At 67.2% G+C, this 10,046-nt stretch carries 10 protein-coding genes and 1 pseudogene; 5 read left to right on the forward strand and 6 right to left on the reverse strand.

The features are described from left to right. Window positions 1-574: pseudogene (locus A5697_RS21705) on the reverse strand (NADP-dependent oxidoreductase); the annotation flags it as partial. 52 nt (window positions 575-626) lie between these two features. Here A5697_RS21705 and A5697_RS21710 point away from each other — a divergent pair. After that, window positions 627-1,313, forward strand: a complete 687-nt coding sequence (locus A5697_RS21710; RefSeq protein WP_068012005.1) for a hypothetical protein — start codon at window positions 627-629, stop codon at window positions 1,311-1,313. Between the two features lie 29 nt (window positions 1,314-1,342). Beyond that, entirely contained in the window at window positions 1,343-2,188 is an 846-nt protein-coding gene (locus tag A5697_RS21715) for an SAM-dependent methyltransferase (protein WP_068012006.1), read from the forward strand. A 6-nt stretch (window positions 2,189-2,194) separates the two neighbouring features. Here A5697_RS21715 and A5697_RS21720 read toward each other — a convergent pair whose 3' ends face one another. Then, the gene (locus tag A5697_RS21720) at window positions 2,195-3,022 is read right to left on the reverse strand and encodes a family 16 glycosylhydrolase (protein WP_068012007.1); all 828 of its coding nucleotides are present in this window, start codon (window positions 3,020-3,022) and stop codon (window positions 2,195-2,197) included. A gap of 687 nt (window positions 3,023-3,709) precedes the next feature. Here A5697_RS21720 and A5697_RS28530 point away from each other — a divergent pair. Beyond that, window positions 3,710-4,162, forward strand: coding sequence for a hypothetical protein (locus A5697_RS28530; RefSeq protein ID WP_231972135.1), 453 nt, complete (start codon window positions 3,710-3,712; stop codon window positions 4,160-4,162). Window positions 4,163-4,204: 42 nt separating this feature from the next. Here the strand turns inward: A5697_RS28530 and A5697_RS21730 are convergent, their stop codons facing one another. After that, a complete protein-coding gene (locus tag A5697_RS21730; RefSeq protein ID WP_067950829.1) occupies window positions 4,205-4,876 on the reverse strand; it encodes a cutinase family protein in 672 nt (223 codons plus the stop codon). 113 nt (window positions 4,877-4,989) lie between these two features. Between A5697_RS21730 and A5697_RS21735 the strand changes: the two genes are divergently transcribed. Continuing rightward, window positions 4,990-5,652 carry a class I SAM-dependent methyltransferase gene (locus A5697_RS21735; protein ID WP_068012008.1) on the forward strand — a complete coding sequence of 221 codons (663 nt, stop codon included), beginning with the start codon at window positions 4,990-4,992 and terminating at the stop codon, window positions 5,650-5,652. An 11-nt stretch (window positions 5,653-5,663) separates the two neighbouring features. Here A5697_RS21735 and A5697_RS21740 read toward each other — a convergent pair whose 3' ends face one another. The 3 genes from A5697_RS21740 to A5697_RS21750 are packed head-to-tail and all read right to left on the reverse strand — an operon-like array spanning window position 5,664 to window position 8,744. Continuing rightward, the gene (locus tag A5697_RS21740) at window positions 5,664-6,740 is read right to left on the reverse strand and encodes a prenyltransferase (protein WP_067950833.1); all 1,077 of its coding nucleotides are present in this window, start codon (window positions 6,738-6,740) and stop codon (window positions 5,664-5,666) included. Beyond that, window positions 6,727-7,485 (reverse strand): class I SAM-dependent methyltransferase, encoded by a 759-nt coding sequence (locus tag A5697_RS21745; protein WP_068012009.1) that lies wholly within the window; start codon window positions 7,483-7,485, stop codon window positions 6,727-6,729. Before A5697_RS21745 ends, A5697_RS21740 begins: the two co-directional genes overlap by 14 nt. Next, window positions 7,479-8,744, reverse strand: coding sequence for a glycosyltransferase family 4 protein (locus A5697_RS21750; RefSeq protein WP_067950837.1), 1,266 nt, complete (start codon window positions 8,742-8,744; stop codon window positions 7,479-7,481). The genes A5697_RS21745 and A5697_RS21750 overlap by 7 nt, the downstream gene beginning before the upstream one ends. 291 nt (window positions 8,745-9,035) lie before the next feature. On the opposite strand from A5697_RS21750, the gene A5697_RS21755 reads away from it, so the two are divergent. After that, the coding region (locus tag A5697_RS21755) for a GMC family oxidoreductase (protein ID WP_068012011.1) at window positions 9,036-10,046 on the forward strand (1,011 nt) is incomplete at its 3' end.

A 10,046-nucleotide genomic window follows, 5' to 3' on the forward strand; every position in this document is an offset into this window, starting at 1 on the left:
GCTCACCGACCAGCTCGCACTTCTCGGGACCACCCGCGATCCCGACGACACGAGCCCCGGCGGCCTTGGCGAGTTGGCCGGCGACCGACCCGACCGCGCCGGCCGCCGCGGAGACGACGACCGTCTCGCCCGGTCGCGGCTTGCCGATGTCGCGGATCCCGATCCACGCGGTGAGCCCGGTCATCCCGAGCGCACCCAGGTAGGCGCTCGGCGAGATGCCCGCTGCCACGTCCACCGGATTCACCATCGCCGTGTCCGAAAGGACCGCGTACTCCTGCCAGCCGAGCAGGCCCTGCACTTTCTGACCGACCGGATACTTGGAACTCTTGGAGGCGACCACCTCGCCGAGCCCGCCCGCGCGCATCACCTCGCCGATCCCGACCGGAGGCAGGTAGGACGGGGTGTCGTTGATCCACATGCGGTTGGTCGGATCCAGCGAGATCCAGTCGACCCGCACGAGCGCCTGGCCGTCGCCGATCTCGGGCACCGCCTCCTCGCTCAGTGCGAAGGTGTCCGGGCCTATGCGGCCGGTGGGGCGTTCGCGGAGCAGAAAACGGCGGTTTCGATCGGACATAAGCGCACCGTACCCTTCAACCAGGGGACCGCCGAACGAAAGGTTTTGCGCGGTGAACGTGATGTCGCGAATCGTCGTTGTTCCCGTCGCCGCGCTGACGGTGCTGACAGCGGCCGCCCTGTCGCTGCCCGGGACGGCCGCCGCAGATCCGCCGCCCACCCAGCAGATCACTGTCGTGGCCGTCGGACCCGATGGCCAACCGATGAACGGTTACCACGTGGCGTCCGGACCGGGCAACGTCGGCCAGGCCAGCGAGTGCTCGTCACCGTCACCGTCAGCGCTGGCCGACAACGTCTATTCCTGCTCACCAACCGCGGTGGGCGCCCTCACCTGTTGGCCGTCGACGCCCGGATCGCTGCTGTGCGTGGACAATCCCTGGGACAGGAGCATGCATCGGGTGAACTACGACGGCCCGCTGCCGCCCGTGCAGGCGCCAACCACTCCGGACCCGTTCGCGCTGACTCTCGATGACGGCACGCGCTGCCTGTTCCGCAACGGTGGCGCCTGGGGTGGTCGCGCCGATGGGTATGTCCCGGTCTACGGGTGCGGCCCCGGCGGTGGCGGCAATACCGCGGTGCTGTGGCTGCCCAGCCAGGGCGCCGGGAGTTGCATCGACCGCTCATCATCGGCGTGGACGGTCAAGGTCGGTCAAATCGGCCGACCCGACACCGTCTATCCACCGCCCCAGACCCGCGCGGTGACGGAAGCATGGTTTGCCGGGGGCAAGGCCGGCCAATAGGGCCTCGGCCGTGCTGCTATAACGCACGTATGTCAGCCCCCAGATACACGATCACCCACGTTTCAGACACCGCCCGCTGGACCGCATTGCACCGGGCGACCGAAACCGCCCGTCCCGACGCGCTGTTCAGCGACCCGCTCGCCGAGCGCCTCGCGGGCGAACACGGACGCGAAATCGTCGCCAACGTCCCACGGTCGACCCGCAACGGCTGGTGGCTCGTCGCGCGCACCAAGATCATCGACGACGCCATCGCCGAAGCGATCGCCGGCGGCTGCGACCGGGTGCTGAACCTGGCCGCCGGTCTGGACACCCGCCCGTATCGGCTGGAGCTTCCGGCCGACTTCACGTGGGTGGAGGCGGACCTACCCGACCTACTCGCGGAAAAGACGCAGCTCCTTGCCGACGAGGCGCCCCGGTGCCGGCTGACCCGCACCGCCGTCGACCTGGCCGACGCGGCGGCCCGCGACGCCTTCCTGGACGAGGCTCTGCGCGGCGCCACCAAGGCGCTGGTGCTGACCGAGGGCCTGTTGATGTATTTGGAAGACAGCGACGTCGTCGCGCTCTCCGCGGCGATCAAGCGACCCGAGGTCGCCTGGTGGCTGCTCGACTTCGCCGGTCCCGGTCTGAAGAAGATGCTGAACAAGAAGATGGCCGGCATGCTGCAGAACGCGCCGTTCAAGTTCGCACCCGAGAACGGGTTGGCCTATTTCGAAAACCTGGGCTGGCACACCGTCGAAGTCGAGGCGCTCTACCTCGCGGCCCACCGGTTGCATCGCTTGCCGGTGTGGATGCGCCCGCTCGCGTGGCTACCCCAGCCGGACCCGCGGCACCCGGGCGGCAGGGCATGGAGTGCGACCGCCCTGCTCACCCATTGAGCGCGCCTACCAGACGCGGATCCAATCGACGAGCATGTCGGCGGGATAGCTTCCCGGCCCCGGGTCGCCGCCGCCGGACCCGGCCACCGCCAGGTTGAATACCGGGTAGACCGTGTAGCCCGGTCCGTTGAACGGCCAATCCGGCAGCGAGCTCGCCGGCACGTCGAAATAGGGCTGGGCCCCGTCGGAATAGTCCTTCCAGAACCGGATGCCGGCCTCGTCCCACTGCGTGCGCCAGGTGTGCCAGGCGCTGTCCATCGCGATGTTGTGGGTTTTCCACTCGCCGCCGTTGGCTTTCGCGTGAACGGTGGTGGCCGAGGGCCAACTGCCGTTGCCGTACCACTCCATGACGTCGATCTCACCCTGGTCGTCATTACCCAGCCAGTAGGCGGGCCAGGCGCCCGCGGTCAGGCAATTGAGCTTGATACGGGCTTCCCAGGTATGGCCGACGCCACCCCGCCAGAGGCTTTGGACCTTGCCGCTGTAGTAGGTGGGGCCGTCCTTGGCGGCGCGCAGAACCAGGTTGGAGTTGCCGTCGAGGAAGACGTTGCGACGGTCGTCGCGGTACTGCCCGATGTGCTCGGGCAGCTCCCAATACGTCGGATCCTTGATGGATTCGCGGGCCTTCGCGACCGTCCACTTCGACGAATCCGGCGCCGAGCCGGCGGCTCCGTCGAATTCGTCGTGAAAAATGTAGGTGCCGGTTTGGCCGCTCGGAGCGGCGGGAGCGGGTGCGCGATTCGGGCGGGCCAGGGCCTGCGGCGCAGGCAGCGCGGCAGCGAGCACGCCGATCCCGGTCGTCAACATCATGCGGCGGCGGTCCATCTTGGGCATACGCGGGGACGATAGCAGCCACCGCCGTCCAGACCGAACTCCGAAATCTGTCGGTGCTCGCCGCTAACGTTTCGAATCGCCGGCGGGCCAGCACGGACGGCGGAGTGGTAACGGCGGCAGGATTAGTCGAAATTCATGGCTAATTCTCAACTTGGTGGGTGGTTTGGTCTCAGGATCGGCCGGGCATTCTGAGATCACAAGCCGATAACCACAAGTCGTAGAGTTTTTGCGGGTTGCACTGGGAGGAGTTAACGATCGTGGCGAATTCAACGGGAGCGACGGTTATTTCCCTTCAGTCTCACCCGCGATGGGCTGCGGCTCGGCGTCAGGAGCGCGAACGCCGTGAGGCTATGCGCCGTCATCCCGCTTTCCGCGCCAGCCAGCGTGCCGCGGTCGCCGGTGGCGAGGTCATCCCGCTGATCCGCGACTTCAAGCTCTACTCGAGCACCAACACTTCGGCCTGAACAATTCCGCGCGCAAATTGCGCAAAAGGCGGCCGCGGCGTGGGCTTGCTCGCACACGTAATCGGGCCGCGGAAAACGTTCCGATAACTTCCCCTCTCTCTTGAGGGAGCGCGCGGCTGCCCCCGTTGGGGAGCCACAGCGGCCGCCCGAATTTTCGGATTGCACCGTTTACATCATTCCCGCCGTTTACTACCGTGGGTAGTAGAAGTCGTTGGGAGAAGCGATGTCGAACAATTCGTTTTCGAGTACAGCGCACCGTCCGCTCACCGCGGCGATGGTCGGGTTCGCCGCCGCGTACGCCCTGCACGCGATCGATCACCTTCGGCGGGGAATGGCGGCCTCGCCGCCGTCGATCATGGTCGGCGGCACGATCCAGGGCATCATCGTGCTGATCGCCGTAGTGCTCGTGGTGCGTCATCACCCGCGGGCTTGCGAGGCGGCGATCGCGGTGGGTTACGGCAGCGCCGCGCTGTTCGTCTATGCCCACGTGCTGCCGACGTTCCTGCCGGACTTTCAGGACAGCTTTACGTCCGGGCCCCGCATCAACGTCACCTGGTTCTCGTGGGTCACCGCGGCCGCCGAGATCGGCGCGGGCCTGGCGCTCGGGTACGTGGGAGTGCGGGCGCGACGGCGTTGTGCCGCGAGCTTGCCGGCACGGGTCGCGTCGCAGGCCTAGGTCGCGCACAACCGCGTCTAGCGATCCGCGCGCCGGATCGGATCAGAGCTTGCCGGCGACGAAGTCGGCCGCCTGGTTGGCCATCCCCGCGTCGATGTACGCACCGGCGAGGTGTTGCGGCCAGTTCGCCTTCCAGGTGTTCGGGTCGGCGGGGTTGCAGATGGGGTCGGCGCCGTGGCACAACTCGATGGTCCGGTCGTTATAGATCGGGCTGAAGTTCGTGATCGGACCGACCCACTGGCTGCCGTTGCCGAAGAGGGCCACGGCAGCGATGTGCTGGTCGGCGCCCGGCGGCAGCGGGCTGTCGAAGCCGAACGCGCTGATGGGCGCCGCGAGGACCACGTCGGTCACCGCCGCGCCGAGCGAGTAGCCGCCGAGCACCAGCCGGGTGTTCGGGCATGTGTTGATCATGTCCTGAACGTGGTGGCTCATGTCGTTGGCACCCTGAGCAACCTCGGTGTCGGCGGGGTAATTCACCGCGTAGACGCCGATGTTCTTGTTGACCTTGGATCGCAGTGCACTGATGAACGCGTTGCCCAGCGCTCCCGGTCCCGGCGATTCCATTCGGCCGCGGGCGAAGACCACCTGTGCCTGTGGGCAGTTCGCGGCCGCGGCGCTGGGCATTACGGACGAGGGGAGCGCAGCGGGCAAAGCGGCCGCGGCCACGATGAGGACCGCCGCCAGGCCGATGTCACCGAGTCTGCGGGGAAACACAGCATGATGGTAAAGCGGTCCCGGCCCGGCCGCTGGGCTTAGGCAAAGCGCCCTCAGTCCGGTCGCCTCGACCACCGTGGGGACGCCAGTGGCGCGAACGATAGGTTCAGCGGATGAGTCACGTCGATGCGAGTGCGCCCGAGCGCCTGTTCGCGCTGGCCGAACAGGTACCAGGGTTCCTGCCCGCCGACGAGGGACGGGCGCTCTACGACGCCGCGCTGCGGTATCTCGACGGCGGCGTCGCCGTCGAGATCGGCACGTATTGCGGCAAATCCACCCTGTTGCTCGGCGCCGCGGCCCAACAAACCGCGGGCGTGCTCTACACGATCGACCACCATCACGGCTCCGAGGAGCACCAGGCCGGCTGGGAGTACCACGACGCCTCGCTGGTCGACGAGGTCACGGGATTGTTCGACACACTGCCGACCTTCCGTCGCACGCTCGATGCCGCGGGGCTGGACGACCACGTCGTCGCCGTCGTGGGCAAGTCGCCGATCGTGGCCTCCGGATGGCGGTCGCCGCTGCGCTTTTTGTTCATCGACGGCGGCCACAGCGAGGCTGCCGCGAACCAGGACTTTGACGGATGGGCGAAGTGGGTGACCGTTGGCGGCGCGCTGGCCATCCACGACGTCTTCCCGGACCCGAGGGACGGCGGCCGACCCCCTTACTACATGTACTGTCGCGCAGTCGATTCCGGCCAGTTCCGGGAGGTTTCGGCTACCGGGTCGCTGAGAGTCCTCGAGCGTGTCAGCGGCCAGCCGGGCGAGGCGATCTAGCCGGATTCACGTCAGCGGCCGGGGCCGGCCGAGACGCATTCGCAGTCGAAGTCGGTCTGCAGACCCATCGGCAAGCCCTCGGCACGGAAAATGCCGGCGCCCGCGGTGGTGTTGGACAGCGCATCCGCGGCGAGGATCATCGCCGCTCCCGTCCACGTGGTGCGCTCCTCGGGCCAGCGTTTCCCATCGGCGAACACCAAACCCGTCCAATAGGAGCCGTCTTCCTCGCGGAGATGCTGCATGGCGCCGAACTGTCGATGGGCGGCGGATCGCTGACCGATGGCGTCCAGCGCCATCACCAGCTCGCATGTCTCGGCGCCGGTGACCCAGGGTCGGTCCACCACACAGCGAATGCCCAGTCCGCCGACCACGAAGTCGTCCCACCGCTGTTCGATTCGCGCGGCCGCCGCGGGCCCGCGCATCGCGCTACCGAGAATGGGGTAGTACCAGTCCATCGAGTAGCGGTCCTTCTCGGTGAACGCCTCGGGATGCGCGGCTATCGCGTGCCCGAGCCGGCCCAGCGCCAGTTCCCACTCCGGCTGCGGCTCGCCGACCAGGGCCGCCAGCGCCAAGGCGCACCGCATGCTGTGAAAGACGCTTGCGCAACCCGTCAGCAGCGCTTCGTCCAAAGGACCGGCTTCACTGCGGGCCCAACAGATCTCGCCATAGCCGACCTGCAAGTCGATGACGAAGTCGATCGCCTTGTGCACGACCGGCCACATCTGAGCGGCGAAGCGCCGGTCGCCGGTGACGAGCACGTGGTGCCAGACGCCGGTGGCGATGTAGGCGCAGAAGTTGCTGTCGCTGTTGGCATCTTCGATGACCCCGGCGCGCAGCTGGATCGGCCATGAGCCATCCGGCCGCTGGGTGCGGCGACTCCATTCGAACGCGGCGCGCGCCGGTTCCAGTAGCCCGGCGGCGGTGAGCGCCATCGCGCACTCCACGTGATCCCACGGGTCGGTGTGACCCCCCTCAGACCAGGGGATGGCCCCGGTGGGTTCCTGCATGGCTGCGATTGACAGCGCGGTTTGACGGCATTGCTCGGGGGTAAGGACGCCCGGGACCGATGGTGGGTTAGACCGACGCAACTGAATATCCCACCGTCGCTTCGCTTTCTGCTTGCGGCTGTTTGACGAAATACATCGCCACACTCTTGCCGACCAGCGGATTGAGTAGCGATTCCGCCAGCTGCGTGATCTTCGGCCGTCGCATCAGGTCCCACACCAGGAGTTGGTGGTACGCCGACACGGCCCGGTGATCGGTGTTAGACACTCCCACAGCGCATTTCAACCACCAGAAGGGGGAATGCAGTGCGTGCGCGTGGTGGGAATGCGTCATTCGCATTCCGCCATCCGAAATCTTGGCGCGCAAATCGCTGGCCCGGTAGATGCGTACGTGGCCGCCCTCGTTGCTGTGGTATTCATCGGACAGCAGCCAACAAACCCGCTCGGGAAGCCATCGCGGCACACTGACGGCCAGGGTGCCGCCGACCTTGAGCACCCTGATCAATTCGGCGATGGCGGCGTCGTCGTGCGGTATGTGTTCCAGGATTTCGGACGCGATCACGCAGTCGAATGTCTCGTCGGCGTACGGCAACTTCAACGCGTCACCGAGGACCACCTTCGCCGATGCGCCGGCGGGCGCCTCACCGCCCTCGGCCATCGCGCGCAAAATGGTGTCCACCGAACGCAATTCGCTCTCATCGCGGTCGAACGCCACGACGTCGGCACCGCGTCGATACGCTTCGAACGCATGCCGGCCGGCTCCGCAGCCGACGTCGATGACCTTCGTCGCCGGTCCCACCCGTAGCCGGTCGAAATCGACTGTCAGCATTGCGCTTCCCCTTCGGGAGCGGCCGGGGCGGCGTTGCGCGCGATCGCCCGCTCATACACCCGGACGGTTTGAGCGGCCACGGCCTCCCAGCTGAACACGTTGACCGCGCGGGTTCGTCCCGCCTTGCCCAGACTCCGTCGCTTCTCCGGCGAATCCAGCAGGTCTCCGAGGGCGCGGGTGAGCGCGTCGACGTCGGCGGGCGGTACCAGCTCGGCGCACGCGCCGTCGGTGCCGAGAACTTCGGGGAGCGCACCGACCCGACTCGCGACGATCGGAGTTCCGCTGGCCATCGCCTCCACCGCCGGTAGCGAAAACCCTTCGTAGAGCGAGGGAATGCAGGCGACTTCGGCCGAGGCGAACAACGCGGCCAGCTCGGCGTCGGAAAGCCCGCTGGTGATGTGGACCATGTCGGAGATGCCGAGCTCGGCGATCAGTTTGTGGGTGGGGCCGTTGGGTTCCACCTTGGCGACCAGCCGCAGCTCGAGATCCCTGCTCGTACGCAGCCGGGCGACCGCGTGCAGCAAGGTGCGCACACCCTTCAGCGGCGTATCGGCACTGGCAATCGCGATGACCCGCCCGGGTTGCCGGGGAAGGGATCCCGGCTTGAACAGTTCGGTGTTCACGCCCAGCGGCACCACGTGCAGCTGGTCGGGCGAAACCCCGAAGTCGCTCACGATGTCGGCGGCCGACGACGACGAAACTGTCAGCAGGTCCGGAATCTGGCGCGCCACTTGCTGCTGCATCGCCAGAAATCCATACCAGCGCTGCACCAACGGCTTTCGCCACCATCGCGCGGCCGCCAGGTCGAGCACGCGGTCACGGGTGATGGGATGGTGCACAGTAGCCACCACGGGCAGTCCCGCGCCCGCGATCGTGAGGAGGCCGGTGCCCAGGCTCTGGTTGTCGTGGACGACGTCGAAGTCGGCCGTCCGGGATGCCAGCAACCGGGCGGCGCGCATGGTGAACGTCCGCGGTTCCGGAAAGCCCGCCGTCCACGTGGTGAGCAGTTCCAACAGGTCGATCGAGTCGCGGATCTCACTGGGCCGCGGCACCCGGAAGGGATCGGGTTCACGGTAGAGGTCAAGGCTCGGCACCTGGGTCAGCCGCACCCGCGGGTCGAGCAGGTCGGGGTAGGGCTGGCCCGAGAACACCTCGACGTCATGACCCAGTTCCACCAGACCGTGGCTGAGATGGCGCACGTAGACGCCCTGTCCGCCGCAATGGGTTTTACTACGGTAGGACAGCAGGGCAATTCGCATACTCAACTCTTCTTTGCTGGTGAATGACCGCGGAATGGCGCCGAATCCATCGCGGTCAACGGGCTCCCGAACCCCGCGACAGCAAACTGGACATGTGTCCAGACTATAGTTCGATCACCTAATCGAGCGCAACGAGCTCGGGCGTCACCGGGTCCCGGGTAAACGGTCTGACGGAATTCCGGCACCCAAAGATCATGCCATTAGGCCCCGAACGGAATTGAACCGTTCGAGCCACCCGCGCGTGCTCCCAGGTATAGGAAGCTATACCCAGCTCGGGGATGAGGAGTGGCCGTGGGTGCCGTGTTGAAACCGCGTTACGACGTCATCGTGTGTGGCGCCGGGTCCTCGGGGTCGGTCGTCGCCGCCCGCCTGGCGGAGAACCCGGACGTGAAGGTGCTGCTACTCGAGGCGGGCGGCTCCGACGACCTGCCGGCGGTGAAGGAAGCCGGCCAATGGCCGTCCAACCTGGGAAGCGACCGCGACTGGGGCTTCGCCGCCGAACCCGACCCGCGCCTGCACGGGCGCTCCATCCCGTTCTCGATGGGCAAAGTGCTGGGCGGCGGGTCGAGCATCAACTTGATGGTGTGGTCGCGCGGACACCGCGGCGACTGGGACCACTTCGCCGCCGAATCGGGCGAGCCCGCGTGGGCGTACGCGCGGGTCTTGGAACTGTATCGGCAACTCGAGGACTGGCAGGGCACAGGCGAGCCGGATCACCGTGGCAGGGGAGGACCGGTGTTCGTCGAGCCGGCCGCCGGCCATCCGCTTGGACCGGCGGTCTTGGACGCGGCGCGGGCTCACGGCATCCCCACCTACCAGAGTCCGAACGGCCGCTTGATGGAGAATGCGCGCGGCGCCGCTGTTGCCGACCTACGCAGCCGCAACGGCAGGCGCGAGTCCGTGTTCCGCACCTACGCCGGCGCGGTGCTGGGCCGCCCGAACCTGACGGTGTTGCCGCACGCGATGGTCACCCGCGTCATCTTCGAAGCCGACCGGGCGATGGGCGTCGAAGTCTTGCATGCGGGCGCGGTTCATCAGGTGGCCGCCGAGGCGGAGGTCGTTTTGTCACTCGGCGCGATACACACCCCCAAGGTGCTGATGCAGTCCGGCGTGGGCGACGCGCAGGAATTGCGGCGCGTCGGAATCGCCGTCCGCCGGCACCTACCCGGCGTCGGACGCAATTTCCAGGATCATTTCGGGTTCGACTGCGTGTGGGAGTTTCCGGATTCGGTGCAGGGCAGCACCCAGGTTGCGGCGACGATGTTCTGGGACTCGGGAGCGGCCGATGTTCAGGGACCCGAC

The organism is Mycobacterium sp. E3251 (assembly GCF_001666835.1).
Taxonomy (GTDB): Bacteria; Actinomycetota; Actinomycetes; order Mycobacteriales; family Mycobacteriaceae; genus Mycobacterium.

Excerpts from the sequence above, each read along its gene's own strand:
- A5697_RS21720 (WP_068012007.1), bottom strand. The coding sequence starts at position 3,022 with ATGCCCAAGATGGACCGCCGCCGCATGATGTTGACGACCGGGATCGGC.
- A5697_RS21750 (WP_067950837.1), bottom strand. The coding sequence starts at position 8,744 with ATGCGAATTGCCCTGCTGTCCTACCGTAGTAAAACCCATTGCGGCGGA.
- A5697_RS21735 (WP_068012008.1), top strand. The coding sequence starts at position 4,990 with ATGAGTCACGTCGATGCGAGTGCGCCCGAGCGCCTGTTCGCGCTGGCC.
- A5697_RS21715 (WP_068012006.1), top strand. The coding sequence starts at position 1,343 with ATGTCAGCCCCCAGATACACGATCACCCACGTTTCAGACACCGCCCGC.
- A5697_RS28530 (WP_231972135.1), top strand. The coding sequence starts at position 3,710 with ATGTCGAACAATTCGTTTTCGAGTACAGCGCACCGTCCGCTCACCGCG.
- A5697_RS21745 (WP_068012009.1), bottom strand. The coding sequence starts at position 7,485 with ATGCTGACAGTCGATTTCGACCGGCTACGGGTGGGACCGGCGACGAAG.